The 15,724-nt window shown below is 41.5% G+C and carries 17 protein-coding genes, 1 tRNA gene and 1 riboswitch; of the genes, 14 read left to right on the top strand and 4 right to left on the bottom strand.

The window, feature by feature from the left end:
* Positions 1-4 precede the first annotated feature (4 nt).
* From ACX9YW_RS12930 to ACX9YW_RS12920, 3 genes are read left to right on the top strand one after another with little or no spacing between them, the layout of a single operon-like run.
* Entirely contained in the window at positions 5-952 is a 948-nt protein-coding gene (locus ACX9YW_RS12930) for a nucleoside recognition domain-containing protein (RefSeq protein ID WP_460346962.1), read from the top strand.
* Positions 942-1,622, top strand: coding sequence for a pyrophosphatase PpaX (gene ppaX / locus ACX9YW_RS12925; protein ID WP_460346960.1), 681 nt, complete (start codon positions 942-944; stop codon positions 1,620-1,622). Before ACX9YW_RS12930 ends, ppaX begins: the two co-directional genes overlap by 11 nt.
* Complete coding sequence (locus ACX9YW_RS12920) at positions 1,619-2,161, top strand: acyltransferase (RefSeq protein WP_460346958.1); 543 nt, start codon at positions 1,619-1,621, stop codon at positions 2,159-2,161. Before ppaX ends, ACX9YW_RS12920 begins: the two co-directional genes overlap by 4 nt.
* Positions 2,162-2,264: 103 nt before the next feature.
* On the opposite strand, the gene ACX9YW_RS12915 is transcribed toward ACX9YW_RS12920, so the two are convergent.
* From ACX9YW_RS12915 to ACX9YW_RS12905, 3 genes are all read right to left on the bottom strand, one after another.
* Positions 2,265-2,579, bottom strand: coding sequence for a DMT family transporter (locus ACX9YW_RS12915; RefSeq protein ID WP_460346956.1), 315 nt, complete (start codon positions 2,577-2,579; stop codon positions 2,265-2,267).
* On the bottom strand, positions 2,576-2,902 hold the full coding sequence (locus ACX9YW_RS12910; protein ID WP_460347106.1) for a DMT family transporter: 327 nt from the start codon (positions 2,900-2,902) through the stop codon (positions 2,576-2,578). The genes ACX9YW_RS12915 and ACX9YW_RS12910 overlap by 4 nt, the downstream gene beginning before the upstream one ends.
* Positions 2,903-3,017: 115 nt before the next feature.
* Positions 3,018-3,155, bottom strand: a riboswitch (guanidine-I (ykkC/yxkD leader).
* Positions 3,156-3,276: 121 nt separating this feature from the next.
* Positions 3,277-4,521, bottom strand: a complete 1,245-nt coding sequence (locus ACX9YW_RS12905; protein WP_460346954.1) for a CAP domain-containing protein — start codon at positions 4,519-4,521, stop codon at positions 3,277-3,279.
* A 348-nt stretch (positions 4,522-4,869) separates the two neighbouring features.
* Between ACX9YW_RS12905 and ACX9YW_RS12900 the strand changes: the two genes are divergently transcribed.
* The 7 genes from ACX9YW_RS12900 (at position 4,870) to ACX9YW_RS12870 (ending at position 11,391) form a co-directional block, all read left to right on the top strand.
* Positions 4,870-6,372, top strand: a complete 1,503-nt coding sequence (locus tag ACX9YW_RS12900) for a tetratricopeptide repeat protein (RefSeq protein WP_460346952.1) — start codon at positions 4,870-4,872, stop codon at positions 6,370-6,372.
* A 99-nt stretch (positions 6,373-6,471) separates the two neighbouring features.
* Positions 6,472-7,419, top strand: coding sequence for a thioredoxin-disulfide reductase (trxB, locus tag ACX9YW_RS12895; protein ID WP_460346950.1), 948 nt, complete (start codon positions 6,472-6,474; stop codon positions 7,417-7,419).
* 287 nt (positions 7,420-7,706) lie between these two features.
* Positions 7,707-8,168 (top strand): NUDIX hydrolase, encoded by a 462-nt coding sequence (locus ACX9YW_RS12890; RefSeq protein WP_460346948.1) that lies wholly within the window; start codon positions 7,707-7,709, stop codon positions 8,166-8,168.
* Between the two features lie 30 nt (positions 8,169-8,198).
* A complete protein-coding gene (gene rapZ / locus ACX9YW_RS12885) occupies positions 8,199-9,092 on the top strand; it encodes an RNase adapter RapZ (RefSeq protein WP_460346946.1) in 894 nt (297 codons plus the stop codon).
* Positions 9,089-10,042 (top strand): gluconeogenesis factor YvcK family protein, encoded by a 954-nt coding sequence (locus ACX9YW_RS12880; protein WP_460346944.1) that lies wholly within the window; start codon positions 9,089-9,091, stop codon positions 10,040-10,042. The genes rapZ and ACX9YW_RS12880 overlap by 4 nt, the downstream gene beginning before the upstream one ends.
* A 69-nt stretch (positions 10,043-10,111) precedes the next feature.
* Positions 10,112-11,059 (top strand): DNA-binding protein WhiA, encoded by a 948-nt coding sequence (gene whiA / locus ACX9YW_RS12875; RefSeq protein WP_460346942.1) that lies wholly within the window; start codon positions 10,112-10,114, stop codon positions 11,057-11,059.
* A 74-nt stretch (positions 11,060-11,133) separates the two neighbouring features.
* Positions 11,134-11,391, top strand: coding sequence for an HPr family phosphocarrier protein (locus ACX9YW_RS12870; protein WP_460346940.1), 258 nt, complete (start codon positions 11,134-11,136; stop codon positions 11,389-11,391).
* 278 nt (positions 11,392-11,669) lie between these two features.
* Here ACX9YW_RS12870 and clpP read toward each other — a convergent pair whose 3' ends face one another.
* A complete protein-coding gene (gene clpP, locus ACX9YW_RS12865) occupies positions 11,670-12,323 on the bottom strand; it encodes an ATP-dependent Clp endopeptidase proteolytic subunit ClpP (protein ID WP_460346938.1) in 654 nt (217 codons plus the stop codon).
* 201 nt (positions 12,324-12,524) lie between these two features.
* Between clpP and ACX9YW_RS12860 the strand changes: the two genes are divergently transcribed.
* The 4 genes from ACX9YW_RS12860 to ACX9YW_RS12845 all read left to right on the top strand — a co-directional run bounded on the left by ACX9YW_RS12860 (position 12,525) and on the right by ACX9YW_RS12845 (position 15,717).
* Positions 12,525-12,596: transfer RNA gene (locus tag ACX9YW_RS12860), tRNA-Arg, on the top strand.
* Between the two features lie 383 nt (positions 12,597-12,979).
* Complete coding sequence (rpoN, locus tag ACX9YW_RS12855; RefSeq protein WP_460346936.1) at positions 12,980-14,287, top strand: RNA polymerase factor sigma-54; 1,308 nt, start codon at positions 12,980-12,982, stop codon at positions 14,285-14,287.
* Positions 14,288-14,306: 19 nt separating this feature from the next.
* Positions 14,307-14,555 (top strand): glutaredoxin family protein, encoded by a 249-nt coding sequence (locus ACX9YW_RS12850; protein WP_460347104.1) that lies wholly within the window; start codon positions 14,307-14,309, stop codon positions 14,553-14,555.
* A gap of 124 nt (positions 14,556-14,679) precedes the next feature.
* A complete protein-coding gene (locus ACX9YW_RS12845; RefSeq protein WP_460346934.1) occupies positions 14,680-15,717 on the top strand; it encodes a sugar-binding transcriptional regulator in 1,038 nt (345 codons plus the stop codon).
* The last annotated feature ends 7 nt before the right edge of the window (positions 15,718-15,724 follow it).

Raw genomic sequence — 15,724 nt, 5'->3', positions numbered from 1 at the left:
AGTTATGTTAGCGGGATCTATTAAAAGGGGATTTTTTGTTGGTTTAAAAACAACCTACACACTCGGAAAAATTATTTTTCCAGTTACTTTAATCGTTGCCCTACTTCAATATACCCCTGTATTACCGTGGGTAATGAATTTGATAGCACCGGGGATGGGGCTTTTGGGGCTCTCCGGGGATGCGGCGATTCCACTTGTATTGGGGACGTTTTTAAACCTTTATGCGGCAATTGGAGCCATTTTAACCTTAGATTTAACCGTAAAAGAAGTGTTTATTATTGCCGTGATGTTGTCATTTTCTCATAATCTTCTTGTCGAGAGTGGGGTTGCCATCAAGGTTGGCGTTAAACTGTGGGTGGTATTGTTGGTCAGACTTGGACTGGCGTTCTTGTCAGCCATCACCATCCATCTAGTCTGGCATGGAGGCAGCTCGATTGCTCAGTATGGTCTCATTCCAGCAAAAGAGGAAAAAGTCACAGGGATCATAGCCATTTTAATCGAAGCTATTCAAAAAGCAGGTATTGGTATTTTCCAATTAGCGGTCATTGTAATCCCTTTAATGATTGCGATTCAAATTTTAAAAGATAAAAAATGGCTCGATGTGTTTTCGCGCTGGATGTCGCCGGTGACAAGAGCGCTGGGGATGAAGGAGAATACCTCAACAACACTCGCAGCTGGTTTACTGTTTGGTTTAGCATATGGAGCCGGTGTGATGATTCAAGCGGTTAAGGAAGACGGAGTTAGCTATAAGGACGTAACGACAGCGATCATTTTCCTTGTGGCATGCCACGCTGTCGTCGAGGACACACTTATTTTTGTGCCGCTCGGCATTCCTGTCCTGCCGTTATTATTAATCCGACTTGGTGTAGCGGTTGTGCTAACGTTGATTGTCTCCTTCATTTGGAATCGAAACCTTGTGTCAAAAAGAAAGGAAGTCACCTATGAACAGTAAAATAAATACCGTCTTATTTGATTTAGATGGAACATTAATTGATACGAACGAACTCATTATTGCTTCCTTTTTACACACATTGGAGCATTATTACCCAAGCCGTTATAAAAGGGAGGATGTTCTCCCATTTATGGGGCCAACGCTTCGGGAGACATTTGAAACAATGGATGGAGCGAATGTCGACGAGATGATTGCGACCTACCGGAATTTTAATCTTACCCATCATAATGAGCTGGTGACTGATTTTCCGACTGTTTTGGATACCGTTAAAGCGTTAAAAGAGCACGGCTACAAAATTGGAATTGTGACGACAAAGATTTTAGATGTTGTAAAAAAAGGTCTTATCCATACGAAACTTGATTCTTATTTTGATGTGATTGTGGCGTTGGATCATGTAAGTAAGGCAAAACCAGACCCAGAACCGATTTTTAAAGCATTGGAGCAACTCGGATCACGTCCTGAGGAAACATTGATGGTAGGGGATAATCACCATGATATTCTTGCGGGGAAAAATGCCGGGACCTTGACGGCTGGAGTGGCTTGGTCACTGAAGGGGCGCGAGTATCTCGAGAGCTACCAGCCGGATATTATTCTCGAGGAGATGGCTGATTTGCTGTGCATCCTAGGGGATAAAAGCATTGGTGGTTCCGAAAGCGATGGTCATTCATGAGGAATACGGAACGTTTTCCGGTAGAGGGAGCTAATTCTTTATGGCATGTTTATAAAACCGTGCCGTTTTGGAAGGTTGTCAAAAATTTTATGGTGATCCAGCTTGCACGTTATACGCCGTTTTTGGGGATGAAAAATTGGTTGTATCGGACGTTTCTAGGAATGAAGGTTGGCGAGCATACCTCATTTGCCTTAATGGTCATGCTGGATGTGATGTTTCCAGAGAAAATTAGCGTGGGTCGGAATACCGTAATCGGTTATAATACGACCATTCTGGCCCACGAGTATTTGATAAAGGAATATCGACTTGGTGATGTTAAGATTGGGAGCGAAGTGATGATTGGCGCGAATTCAACGATTCTACCAGGCGTGGAAATCGGAGACGGAGCCATCGTCTCCGCCGGCACTCTTGTTCACAAAAACGTTCCTGAAGGATGCTTCGTAGGTGGCAACCCCATGCGCATCATCTACACCAAAGAACAACTCCAACAACGCTGGTCAGACGACCCCATCTACCAACAAACCAACAAACCGCTTTAGCACTTTAAAGCATGTGAATTTTTTAAAACACTAAAACTCTTTAGTGCTTTAAAGTAAGTGGGGACAGTCCCCACATGCTTTAAAGCGCTAAAGCAATATTTAGTTATCCGACAAGTTTGAGGCCGATGGCGGCGAGTAGGACCAAGCTAATGAAGAGGATACGTTTCCAGTCGCGTGCTTCGCCATAGAGTAGGATGCCGAGGATGGCCCCCCCAGATGCGCCGATTCCTGTCCAAATAGCATAAGCTGTACCCATTGGAAGTTCTTTCATCGCGAGGGTAAGAAAAAGGAAGCTACCTCCAAAGCCCGCCAATAGACCTAACATCGATGGCCAGTTTCGTTTCTGATGGAGTCGGTTGATCATTACCACACCAATCATCTCAAGTAGACCAGCAAATAAAAGAAATAACCAACTCATTGATCCTCACCTCCATCAGCAACCTTATCGCCAGTTACCAGCTTTAAACCGATGACTCCAATTAATAAAAGTAAAATCAAAAATAATTTTACGAACTTAAACGGCTCACCAAAAAATAGGATTTCTGAAGCTACTGTACCTGCTGTTCCTAAGCCAACAAATATCGCATACACGGTACCAACAGGAAGTTTTTTCCCTGCGGCAATCAGTACATAAAAACTAATAATAATACTGATTGCAGTCCCTATCCATTCCCAAGTATTATCTGCATGTTTTAAACCTATGACCCAAAAAACCTCAAAAAATGCTGCCAGAAATACCATTAACCATTCTCTATTCACTTGAAAATCCACCCTTCCTTCCAGTTGCCCAGTTGCAAAATGGTCATATCCCTATTTAGCCAAACAAAAAAAGCCCAGGAAATTATAATTACTTATAATCTCCCGGGCTTTTATCCCTCCGTGACATGGCTAAAAATAAACCGAACTGGAGCCATGGGTTTTCTCTCGGTCCAGACCATTACATGGAAAAACGGATACTTTTCCAACATAATGCGGAACCCTAGAAAACACTTCTTTATTAACATGTAATTTATTATACACGTCTTAGCCCGGGTGGCAAGAAAAAATTAAAAGGGATCAGTCAACTGACTGACCCCATCATTCACCACATTAAGCATCGAAACTTAACGTAGCTATTATTTTCCAATAAACATTTGCGTCCAATGGCTACCTGTCGATTCATAGCCAACCCCAATATGAGTAAATGACCCGTTTAAAATATTACGACGGTGTCCTTCACTATTCATCCAAGCCTTTACGACTTCTTCTGGTGTCCGTTGACCTTGGGCAATATTTTCACCAGCGGTCGAATACGTAACACCAAAATCGCGCATCATGTCAAAAGGAGAGCCGTAAGTCGGACTTGTATGAGAGAAGTAACTATTTTTCTGCATATCGTTCGATTTAGTTCTAGCAACCGAGCTAAGCTTTGCATCACCAACTAAGTCGCGGACACCAGCCTTACGTCTTTCAGCATTTGTTAAGTCTATCACCTTTTGCTCGTAAGCACTAATACCCTGTGTAGTTTGGGTTGTTTTAGCAGGTGTAGTTGCTTGTGATTTAGGCTGTGTTGTTTGCGTTTGTTGCTTTGGCTGTGCTTGTGCTGCAGGTCGTTGAACAGTTTGCTGCTGCTTTTGTTGGGTTGTCTGCTGTTGGCCACCCTGTCCCATCTGCGGTTGCATCTGGTTCCATTGCTGGCCTTGACGAGCTGCTTGCTGCTGATTTCCAAACGGCTGGATATTATTGCGGTTCCCATACTGCTGAGCAAGTTGTGTTTGGAAACGTTTTGCATATTCCTCAGTAACGGATTGTAGATCCGGCGTTGTGATTTGTTGGCCTTGTGGCGACATCACAACATAGCCGTACTTGGCATCCTGAATGGTAACCGCTTTAGTATGTGGAAATTGCCCACTATTCATCGTTGTATAATCAGCTGAAATCGTATCCTCTATATTATTTTTTGCTTGTCTGAAATCATTTCGGATGCGATTACCTGCACGATTAAAACTAAAGTCACGAGTCCCAGCGTTTCCGTCAAGGAATCCGTTGTCATTGTCTCGGTTAAAAGCAGTGTTGAAGCCGTTTCGATTATCGTTCTGGTAATTAAAATTATTGACATTATTCCCACGAATGGTGGTATCAATGTCTCTCGATGTTCCTCCACGATAACTGGTTCTTTTAGTATTGATCTCTTCAGCAGTGTCTTGACCATTTCTTAAACGGAATGCATCACCAAGATTATCCCCTCTATGGGTAACCCTTGTCGGATTATTGTTATCACCAGGGTTTAATGCATCATAAGCAGCGTTGTTGTTCGTATTACAAGCAGCTAACATTAATAATAAACCACTTGTGGCAAGGACTTTGAACGGTTTCTTCATTCTTCAATTCCTCCTCTTTTTGCACAACATGATGCACTACTATTTTTAACTGCCCCCCAAAAAACATAAGTGGCAAATAACAGGAAAACAGGAAAAACCAAAACACTTTAACACTTTAAAGCAAGTGGCATACATTTAATGGCACTTCGTCCTTTAAATTATGTAGGACAGTCCCCACACGCTTTAACGCGTTAGTGCAGAGCGGGACAGTCCCCACACGCTTTAACGCGTTAATGTATAGCGGGACAGTCCGCACTTACTTTAATGTGATAAATTATGGCTTTTCGAGGGCTTGGTTGTTGTGTTATAATACTTTAGTTATTATTGTGTATATTTTTGGAGGAATCGATGATTAGAGATTCTAAGGCAATGAATGAGAAGGGGAAGTTACTTTCCTTTATTCCTACAGGTGAATATTATTTTACGAAGGGGCTGAAGGCTTTTGGGCGCCGTGATTTTTCACGCGCAAAAAAGTACTTACAGCGTGCGCTTCAATTGGAGCCAGGCGAACCAATGATTGCTTGCCAGTTAGCGATCGTCCTTACGGAAATGGGTGAGTTCGAGCAATCGAATCGTCAATTACATCAAATTCTCGAGGATCTTGATGAAGAAATGTTGGAATGCCACTATTTCTTGGCTAATAATTTTGCCCATCTAGGGCTGTTTAAAGACGCCTATCATCATGCTAATTTATATAAACAACTCGAACCAGACGGCGAGTTTATTTCCGATACAGATGAATTACTCGAGCTGTTAACAATGGAAGCAGATTTTCTGGATGAAGATCTGTATGAGCAGGACGATCTCATGGTCAAGCAAGAACGAGCCCGTGAGCTGCTAGAATCCGGCTACTTCCCGAAAGCCATTGAAGTTTTAAAAGAGGTTATTGAGGACTATCCTGAGTATTGGTCAGCTTATAATAATCTGGCGCTTGCTTATTTTTACTTAGGTGAGTCAGAAAAGGCATACAAGATTTTAGGAGACGTGCTGCGAAAAAATCCTGGTAACCTACATGCCATTTGTAACCAAGCGGTTTTCGCCTATTACAAAAATCAGACTGTACCTTTAACTAAGCTGAAGGAAACACTTGCTAAAATTAACCCACTAAACGTAGAACATCAATTTAAACTTGGAGCTACATTCGCTCTTATCGGTGAGTATGAGTTAGGTTATTTTTGGCTAAGAAAGCTTTATAAAAAGGGGTTTGATGGTGACGGTTCCTTTTATTATTGGTTATCCTACACGGCCTATTATTCCGGTCATGATTCGTTTGCCAAATCGATTTGGAAAATCGTTCTTGAACTCAGTCCTGATAAAGATGGCCATGAGCCATGGAATGCGGAATATCCGGTATTAGGCGGCTATGAAGATCACACTGCCTCCATTTTCCAAAAGCTAGAAAGCGACTATATCGAGGAACGCTTATTTGCGATTTTTCTCATTGATATATCGGCGAAAAAAAATCAGCTTATAGCCACTTTGGAAACAAAATCAATGACAAATCTAACGAACCTTGAGCAAGATTATTTATTATCAATTAAAACAGATGTGAGACGGCAGAAATTGGTCACCGACGACGCCCATGAAATTGGAAAACAACTATATGAGCATCACCGCCCAATAGGTGCTTTAAAAGCTGGAATTTATTTATTATGGTTTTCGATTTTTAGCGAATCGTTGGACTCAGATTATTCGTTTAAAAATCATTCCGCTTGGGCAGCAGCGGTGGAATACACCTGGTTTAAGTTGCGCGGTGAGAAAGTATCGCAAACGGAAATGGCGGAAAAATATCATGTATCGCTTTCTACCGTTCAAAAATATGGAAAAATAGTGAACAACCTGCTTCAGTGAGCATATTCGTGGACTCGGACGGTGTTATTTTTATAGGATAAGGTTATTAGGAAATAATATTCTCGAGACACGGGATGTTACTCAGAGGGAGTGTAAAAAATGTCAGAAGAAAAAATTTATGATGTGATCATTGCGGGTGCAGGGCCAGCAGGGATGACTGCCGCTGTATATACATCGCGCGCCAATTTATCTACTTTAATGTTGGAACGAGGAATTCCTGGTGGACAAATGGCCAATACCGAGGAAGTAGAAAACTACCCAGGTTACGACCATATTTTAGGGCCAGACCTTTCTACGAAGATGTTTGAGCATGCCAAGAAATTCGGCGCAGAATATGCCTACGGGGATATTAAGGAAATTATCGACGGCAAGGAATACAAAACCGTTATTGCTGGTTCCAAACAATATAAAGCACGGGCGATTATTATTTCTACCGGTGCTGAGTATAAAAAAATCGGTGTACCAGGTGAGAAGGACTTAGGCGGTCGTGGGGTTTCCTATTGTGCTGTCTGTGACGGGGCTTTCTTTAAAGGAAAAGAACTCGTAGTTGTCGGTGGGGGAGACTCAGCGGTTGAAGAGGGTGTGTACTTAACCCGTTTTGCCTCTAAGGTAACGATTGTGCATAGACGCGACCAGCTTCGGGCTCAGAAAATTCTTCAAGATCGCGCTTTTGCTAATGATAAAGTGGATTTCATTTGGAATCATACCGTCAAACAAATTAATGATGAAAACGGTAAAGTTGGCAGCTTAACGCTTGTCTCGACCGTAACGGGTGAAGAGCAAGAATTCAAAGCAGATGGCGTATTTATTTATGTCGGAATGCTGCCGCTATCTAAGCCATTTGAATCTCTAGGAATTACAAACGAAAATGGCTATATCGAAACGAACGAAGTAATGGAAACGAAAGTTCCTGGTATTTTTGCGGCTGGTGACATTCGTGAAAAAACGTTACGACAAATCGTAACCGCTACAGGGGACGGCAGTATTGCTGCATCCAGTGCTCAACACTACATTGAAGAACTACTAGAAGAACTAAAAAACAAATAGTCTGAAAGCTGTTAACATATTTTTCACGGAAAAGTAACGCAGCTTTAATTAGAATGTAACAGTAGTGAAATATTGCTGGGGTATGATAATAGTAAGAAATTGACCCCCTTTTAAAATATACCTTCTCGCACAGGAGTATGACTCCTGTGCCCTTTTTTTTTGTTCAACGGAGTTATAACGGGTTCTTTATTCTTTTGTTAAAAAAAGTCCTATTTTATCCTCATTGTTACTGTTTTGCAAAAATAGTATAATAAATAGAATCATATCCATTCTATTGGGGTGAGAGCGTGCAACGAGTGACGAATTGTGTCTTAATCAAAAATAACCAATTATTATTGTTACAAAAACCGCGTCGTGGTTGGTGGGTTGCTCCAGGCGGAAAAATGGAGCCAGGCGAGTCGGTTCGTGATTCTTGCATCCGGGAATATCGCGAAGAAACCGGTATCTACTTGAAAAACCCCCAGATTAAAGGGATTTTTACGATTTCAATAGAAGAAAATGGAAGCGTTTCATCGGAGTGGATGATGTTTACCTTTGTGGCTAACGATTCCGATGGGGTCAATCTAGAGTCATCAGAAGAAGGAACTCTGGCCTGGCATGCACCTGAAAAAATTCGCGAACTTCCCATGGCCGAAGGTGATTATCACATTCTCGACTATATGATTCACGGAAAAGGTATCATTTATGGTGCCTTCACGTACACACCTGATTTTAAATTGCTTAGCTATCGCTTAGATCCTAGTTCATAATAAAGCACTTTTTCGAAGGAGGGATACAAGATGAGTACGGGTTCAACAAATGACACACAAATCGTTATTATTACAGGGATGTCAGGGGCGGGTAAAACGGTAGCCATCCAAAGTTTTGAGGATTTAGGCTTTTTTTGCGTCGACAACCTACCGCCAACTTTGTTGCCTAAATTTCTTGAATTGATGAAGGAATCAGGTAATAAAATGAATAAAGTCGCCCTTGTCATGGACCTCCGTGGACGAGAGTTTTTTGACCATCTATTTAAATCACTCGACGAACTGGCGGAAACATCATGGGTTACCCCGCAGGTGCTGTTCCTAGATGCAGACGACTCAGCACTTGTTAGACGCTACAAAGAAACGCGTCGATCCCATCCGTTGGCGCCATCTAGCTCTCCTTTGGAAGGCATCAAGCTTGAACGCCAACTGCTTGAAGAATTAAAGGGACGTGCACAACAAATTTACAATACATCTGAATTGAAACCTCGTGAATTGCGGGAAAAGATTTTAACCGAATACAAAGCCGATCGGAAAAATATTTTCACCGTCAACGTCATGTCGTTCGGTTTCAAGCACGGCATTCCAATCGATGCGGACCTTGTGTTTGACGTTCGCTTTTTGCCAAACCCACATTATATCGAGCATATGCGCCCAAAAACGGGATTGGATGAAGAAGTATTCACTTACGTGCTCAAATGGAGCGAAACGCAAAAGTTTTTAGAAAAAGTAACCGACCTACTTGCTTTCATGCTGCCTCATTATAAGCGTGAAGGGAAAGCGCAGTTGGTTATTGCCATAGGCTGTACAGGCGGGCAGCATCGTTCTGTCGCACTGGCTCAGCATCTTGGCCAATTTTTCAAAAAAGATTATCATACGTGCATTTCGCACCGCGATATCGAAAGGAGAAAGGAAGCCACTACATGACAACTCAGCCACGGGTAGTTATTATCGGTGGGGGAACCGGACTTCCAGTTCTATTGCGGGGCTTAAAGCAATATCCGATAGAAATCACGGCAATCGTGACGGTGGCAGATGATGGGGGAAGCTCAGGGCGGATTCGTGAGGATTTAGATATCCCACCGCCAGGCGATATTCGAAATGTGTTGGCGGCCCTGTCAGACGTCGAGCCGTTAGTGGAAGAAATGTTCCAGCACCGGTTTAAAACATCAAATGAACTATCAGGACACTCGCTCGGTAATTTAATTCTAGCAGCGATGACCTCCATTACCGGTAATTTTGTTCATGCCATTCAGGAAATGAGTAAGGTTTTAAACGTTAGGGGGAAGGTTCTTCCTTCTGCGAACCAAAATGTTGTCCTACATGCTGAAATGGAGGACGGAACGGTCGTGTCCGGAGAATCGAAAATTCCTTTTTCGGGTAAAAAAATACGCCGTGTATTCCTTACTCCTGAACAGATAAAGCCGCTTCCTGAAACGATTTTAGCGATTCGTCAAGCGGACTTAATCGTGATTGGCCCAGGGAGTTTATACACTAGCATTTTACCAAATCTATTAGTGCCAACACTTGGGGAAGAAGTTTGTCAGGCGCGCGCTAAAAAGGTTTACATTTGTAATCTCATGACCCAAGCCGGGGAGACGCACGATTTTACGGCTAGTGATCATGTTCAGGCTATTTATGATCATCTAAACGATTCGTCTATAGATATGATTTTGGTCAATAATGAAAATATTCCGGAGGATGTTCAGCTGCGTTATCACGAGGAGCTAGCAAAACCGGTCATCTATGATATTGAACGTTTGGAAGCAATGGGTCTTTGTGTTCTGCAAGAGAAAATTGTCAGCGATGACGAGAATGTTATACGTCACGATGCAAAAAAAGTAGCAGAAATATTATTTAATATTATTAAAAGATGAAACTAAAAGCGTTTTCATTCGTAATGATTAGTGCAAGCGTTTGTCTTTCATCGGATAGGAGGTGATGGGGTGTCCTTTGCATCTGAAACCAAAAAAGAATTGACAACTTTAGAAATCAAAGATTGCTGCGGAAGGGCAGAATTATCAGCACTAATTCGTATGAATGGTTCTCTATCCTTTTCTAATCGTAAGCTTGTCGTCGATATTCAAACGGAAAATGCGGCGATTGCCAGAAGAATTTATACATTAATTAAAAGGAATTTCCAGGTCCCCGTCGAACTTCTCGTTCGAAAAAAAATGAGACTGAAGAAGAATAATGTTTATATTGTTCGTTTGGCGAAAATGGCCAAAGAGATTTTAGAAGAATTAAAGATATTAGGTGAAAATTTCACATTTGTCCACGATATTTCGAAGGATTTGGTGAAAAAGAAATGCTGTCGCCGTTCCTATTTACGCGGTGCCTTTTTGGCAGGCGGTTCAGTCAACAATCCGGAAACTTCGTCCTATCATCTTGAGGTGGCGTCATTATATAAGGAGCATAATGATTCTCTTTGTGAGTTGATGAACACCTTTGGCTTAAATAGTAAAACACTTGAACGCAAGAAAGGCTTCATTACTTATTTAAAGGAAGCCGAGAAAATAACTGAATTTCTAAACATTATTGGGGCTCATAATGCGCTAATGCATTTCGAAGATATCCGAATTGTCCGCGATATGCGCAATTCCGTTAACCGTCTGGTCAATTGTGAAACGGCAAACTTAAATAAAACGATTGGGGCTTCCATCCGCCAGGTGGAAAACATTCGGTTTATTGAGAAAACAGCCGGCTTACATATCCTGCCAGATAAATTGCGGGAAATCGCCGAATTGCGTGTAAAATATCAGGATGTCACTTTAAAGGAACTAGGAGAAATGGTCTCGGGTGGCACCATCAGTAAATCTGGCATCAATCATCGACTACGCAAAATTGATGAAATTGCTGAAAAGCTGCGGATGGGTGAAACGGTTTCGCGATAACGATCATTTTTTTAACAATGGAACCAATCTCTCAAGAAGAGAATGAAAATAGGCTAAGGGAGGAACGAAGCAATATGGTTGAAAAGCAATTAGAGGTTAAATTAAAAACAGGTTTACAAGCTAGACCAGCGGCGCAATTTGTCCAAGAAGCAAACCGTTTTTCATCAGATGTGTACTTAGAAAAAGACGGTAAAAAGGTAAATGCGAAAAGCATCATGGGCCTAATGAGCCTTGCCGTAAGCTCGGGTTCAACAATCACGATCTCAGTAGATGGAAACGATGAAGTCGAAGCATTAGAAGCACTTGAGAAATTTATCGGTCGTGAAGCGTAAAATTTTATTAAAAGGCTGTGTTAAAGGACATTGTTAATGTCGCATCTGTTGATTGAAGCGGAGGGCACTTGACTCCTGCGGGATTAGCGGCAAAGGTGAGACCTAGGTAAAATGCTCCTCGGAGAGGGAGCGTTTGTACCCCACAGGAGCATAGCGACGAGGAGGCTCCCCTGACGCCCCGCGGAAAGCAAGTGCCCGCAGCCGAAATCAACAAACTATTTAACACTGCCTACCAAAAAAGGACTATGGCCACGTGGCAACATAGTCCTTTCTTATAATTATTTTTTCTTCTCATCTAATACATTACGAGTAATGATATTGTCGATTAAGCCGTACTCTTTAGCCGCTTCTGCAGTCATAAAGTTATCGCGGTCTGTATCTCTAGCAATCACATCGATTGGCTGACCAGTGCGCTCGGATAAAATACCGTTTAATTTGTCACGTAAGAAAAGGATTCGCTTTGCAGCGATTTCAATTTCCGTTGCTTGCCCTTGAGCACCGCCAAGTGGTTGATGGATCATCACTTCACTGTTAGGTAACGCATAGCGCTTGCCTTTTTGACCAGCTGCAAGTAAAAACGCACCCATTGATGCCGCCATACCAATACAAACGGTTGATACATCCGCTTTGATATACTGCATGGTATCATAGATTGCCATCCCAGCTGTAATGCTTCCACCTGGGCTATTAATGTAAAGGGTAATGTCTTTCTCAGGATTTTCTGCCTCTAAGAAAAGCAGCTGTGCCACGATGCTGTTGGCAACATGATCATCAATCGCACTTCCTAACATCACAATGCGGTCTTTTAATAGACGTGAGTAAATATCATAGGCACGCTCGCCACGATTTGTTTGTTCAATGACTGTAGGTATCAAATTCATTTCATTTTCCTCCTTAGTAATGAGAGAATACTTGCTATGTATAGTTATCATACAATGTTGGTCAATAAAGGTCAAACATTTCGCTTTTGAAACAGCAGCAAATCGTTCGACAGGTTTTGAACTTCTTAAAATCCCATCATCATCATATCCAAATCGGCGGTTTTTTAATCGTAAATAGGATTTTGTCTAGAAATATTGGTATTGCAAAGCCGTCAAGATGATTATATAATAGAAAGGCGTTGTTAATAACATGCGCTCGTGGTGCAACGGATAGCACGTAAGATTCCGGTTCTTAAAATGGGGGTTCGATTCCCTCCGAGCGCGTATTTATTGTAAAAAACCTTCCTTTTTGGAAGGTTTTTTGCTTTTTTTAGATCGTTTTTTCATTTCTAAACTGATTTTTTTTCAAAAATGACCAAAAACCTTGATTTATGTTAAGCGTAGCACAGCTTTATGCCCAAGTTTTCAGCTATATGCCCAAGTTTCAGCGCATATGCCCAACTTTTCAACACTTATTTCCAACTTTAAAAATATATGCCCAACTTTTTGGAACATATGCCCAACTATTTGAGGAAATGCCCAAGTTTCTGCATATATGCCCAACTTCCGCGAAATAAGCCCAACTTTATTTCCCCATAAATTCCACTTTCTTTCCATTCCCACATTCATACAATTTCATGTAAAATAAAGATGGGGGTGCAAGGAGAATGAATTTTAAGCAGGGGCTTTTTCAACAACAGACGTTAAAACTACAGATGACACAGGAACTATCGCAAGCAATCGCTTTATTGCAATATTCCACGCAGGAGCTTACATCCTTCTTAGAGGAGAAAGCAAATGAAAACCCCCTTATTCAAATGGATTCGACCATCGTTCCGGTAAACCCTTTGCGGGACAGAAAACGGAAAATGAAGGCAACTTCAGCTACCATCGAAAATGATTGGCTAGAACAAATTGGTGAATCGAAACAGTCATTAGCAGACCATTTAATTGCCCAAATACCTTTAGATGAAAAAATTAAACCATTAAGGCCAAATATTGAACGTTTAATTCATAGCCTTGATGAGAACGGTTACATAACCATATCCAACATGCAAACGGACCAGCAACTTGAAATGTGTCTTGCCATTATCCAAGAGATGGAGCCAGCCGGGATTGGCGCACGTTCGCTCCAAGAATGCTTGCTGCTCCAGTTGAAAAGACTACCTACCATACCACAACTAACAATCACATTAGTAGAGGAACATTTTCAACCCTTCGCTGAAAAAAGGTGGAAGGAACTTGCGAGCCATTTAAAAATCAGCCTAGCAGATATTCAGTTGGCGTTTGATCAACTGCAAACCCTCGATCCGCGTCCTGGGGCTAAATTTTCAACTGACCAAACAGCGTTTGTTGTTCCAGATGTCGTTGTCACATGGGATGGTTATGATTTTGCCATCACCATTTATGATGAACTTTTACCAAAACTAAGCCTTAATGGCGGATTTTATCAGCGTTATTCTAACGATAAGGACCCACAGGTCACTCGTTATTTAGATCATCAATTTCAACAATATCAATGGTTACAAAGGAGTTTAGAACAGCGCAAGGAAACCTTGCAAAGAGTGGCCTTGAAAATCGTCGAGAAACAGGCTGATTTTTTTCAAAAAGGGCAAGATCATCTTAAGCCCATGATTATGAAAGAAATTGCGGAGGAATTAGACATTCATGAATCAACTGTTAGCCGAGCTGTTCGTGAAAAATATGTCCAAACCCCATTTGGTGTGTTTGAATTAAAGTCGTTTTTTACGAGTACCATTCAAACTACCAATGAGGAATCGACGTCTTCGACTCAGGTTAAAGCGGCAATCCGAACATTGGTCGAATCCGAAGATAAACTCAAACCATTATCTGACCAAGAAATTGTTGAAATATTAAAAGAGAAGGAAAGAATTGTGATATCACGTAGAACGGTGGCCAAATATCGTGAACAAATGAAAATTCCTTCTTCGTCTAAACGCCGCCGATATGAATAAGGAGGAAAACCATATGTCAATGCCACTGTTAACCTTTTATACCCGAAAAAAATGTCATCTTTGCGATCAGGCGAAGGCAGTTATCGATGAGCTTAAACAAGAGTTTGAGTTTACTTTAATTGAAAAGAATATTGATGATAGTGATGAACTCACAGAAAAATATGGTTTGATGATTCCGGTCGTGGAAATTGACGGTGAGGAAGTCGAATTTGGTCATATTAATAAATTTGTCATAAGTAACCGTTTACAAGGTAAACATATTAGTTGAATCTAGTTTCCACTCCTGTTAGAATAAAAATTGTAGCAGGAGAGTTTTTTTTTATCTTTAGTGGGACATAATTTGTCTAGGTGGGACTTTTTATATCCATAAAGCAAAAGGAGCAATTTCGAATATGTACTCATTATTAGATATACAAAAAAGATTATTACCAGACCTGCTTCAAGTTATGCAAAAGCGCTATACGATTCTCCAGTACATAGATTGGATGCAACCGGTTGGGAGAAGAAGTTTAGCACAGAGCCTTGGGATTACTGAAAGAATCCTGCGTAGTGAGGTTGATTTTCTAAAAGACCAAAACCTAATTTCGATTACTAGTGTAGGAGCGATGATTACTTCGGACGGAAAAGACCTGTTGGAAAAACTCGAAGGAATGATGAGAGAAGCAGCAGGAATCGATGTCATGGAAGCCAGATTAAAATCGATGTTTAAGATTCGAGATGTCGTCGTGGTGACCGGTAATAGCGATCAATCCCCATGGGTAAAGAGTGAAATGGGTAGGGCCTGCGCGGCGAGCATGAAGGATTTAATCTCAGGAAAAGCTATTATTGCAGTAACAGGCGGTTCGACAATGGCTGCTGTTGCCGAAAAACTCTCACCCGATATTCGGTCTGAGGAATGGCTATTTGTGCCTGCTAGAGGCGGAATTGGTGAAGATGTTCAAAATCAAGCAAACACGATTTGCTCGATTATGGCAGCTCGCACAAAATCGAAACACCTCGTTTTCTATGTTCCTGACCAAGTGAGTGAAGAGATTTATTCTTCTTTCCTGAAGGAGCCAATGATTAAAGATGTTTTAGAAAAAATTCGTTCTTCAAGCATGGTTCTTCATGGAATTGGGGACGCTATGACAATGGCAGAGCGCCGTAAATCGAGTCCTCATGAATTAGCTAAAATGAAGGCAGAAAAGGCAGTTGCTGAGGCATTTGGCTACTATTTTAACGAAGCTGGTGATGTTGTCCATAAAGCGTTAACCGTTGGTCTTCAGTTAAGTGATTTAGACCAGATTCCGAATGTCATTGCGGTTGCTGGTGGAGCCTCAAAGGCTAAGGCAATACGTGCTTACTTACAAAAAGCTCCTAATTCAACGATTTTAATCACAGATGAAGGAGCGGCAGCAGGTTTACTAGAAGGGTCAGACCCTATTTTATAAAAAATGA

This window comes from Pseudoneobacillus rhizolycopersici (assembly GCF_054786815.1).
The sequence above is the reverse complement of the archived record's forward strand: the minus strand, read 5'-3'. Positions and strand labels throughout refer to the sequence as shown.

What these genes read in the sequence shown, in the direction of transcription:
- ACX9YW_RS12930 (WP_460346962.1), top strand. Translation starts at nt 5, where the DNA reads ATGTTAGCGGGATCTATTAAAAGGGGATTTTTTGTTGGTTTAAAAACA.
- ppaX (WP_460346960.1), top strand. Translation starts at nt 942, where the DNA reads ATGAACAGTAAAATAAATACCGTCTTATTTGATTTAGATGGAACATTA.
- ACX9YW_RS12920 (WP_460346958.1), top strand. Translation starts at nt 1,619, where the DNA reads ATGAGGAATACGGAACGTTTTCCGGTAGAGGGAGCTAATTCTTTATGG.
- ACX9YW_RS12915 (WP_460346956.1), bottom strand. Translation starts at nt 2,579, where the DNA reads ATGAGTTGGTTATTTCTTTTATTTGCTGGTCTACTTGAGATGATTGGT.
- ACX9YW_RS12910 (WP_460347106.1), bottom strand. Translation starts at nt 2,902, where the DNA reads ATGGTATTTCTGGCAGCATTTTTTGAGGTTTTTTGGGTCATAGGTTTA.
- ACX9YW_RS12905 (WP_460346954.1), bottom strand. Translation starts at nt 4,521, where the DNA reads ATGAAGAAACCGTTCAAAGTCCTTGCCACAAGTGGTTTATTATTAATG.
- ACX9YW_RS12900 (WP_460346952.1), top strand. Translation starts at nt 4,870, where the DNA reads ATGATTAGAGATTCTAAGGCAATGAATGAGAAGGGGAAGTTACTTTCC.
- trxB (WP_460346950.1), top strand. Translation starts at nt 6,472, where the DNA reads ATGTCAGAAGAAAAAATTTATGATGTGATCATTGCGGGTGCAGGGCCA.
- rapZ (WP_460346946.1), top strand. Translation starts at nt 8,199, where the DNA reads ATGAGTACGGGTTCAACAAATGACACACAAATCGTTATTATTACAGGG.
- ACX9YW_RS12880 (WP_460346944.1), top strand. Translation starts at nt 9,089, where the DNA reads ATGACAACTCAGCCACGGGTAGTTATTATCGGTGGGGGAACCGGACTT.
- ACX9YW_RS12870 (WP_460346940.1), top strand. Translation starts at nt 11,134, where the DNA reads ATGGTTGAAAAGCAATTAGAGGTTAAATTAAAAACAGGTTTACAAGCT.
- clpP (WP_460346938.1), bottom strand. Translation starts at nt 12,323, where the DNA reads ATGATAACTATACATAGCAAGTATTCTCTCATTACTAAGGAGGAAAAT.
- rpoN (WP_460346936.1), top strand. Translation starts at nt 12,980, where the DNA reads ATGAATTTTAAGCAGGGGCTTTTTCAACAACAGACGTTAAAACTACAG.
- ACX9YW_RS12850 (WP_460347104.1), top strand. Translation starts at nt 14,307, where the DNA reads ATGCCACTGTTAACCTTTTATACCCGAAAAAAATGTCATCTTTGCGAT.
- ACX9YW_RS12845 (WP_460346934.1), top strand. Translation starts at nt 14,680, where the DNA reads ATGTACTCATTATTAGATATACAAAAAAGATTATTACCAGACCTGCTT.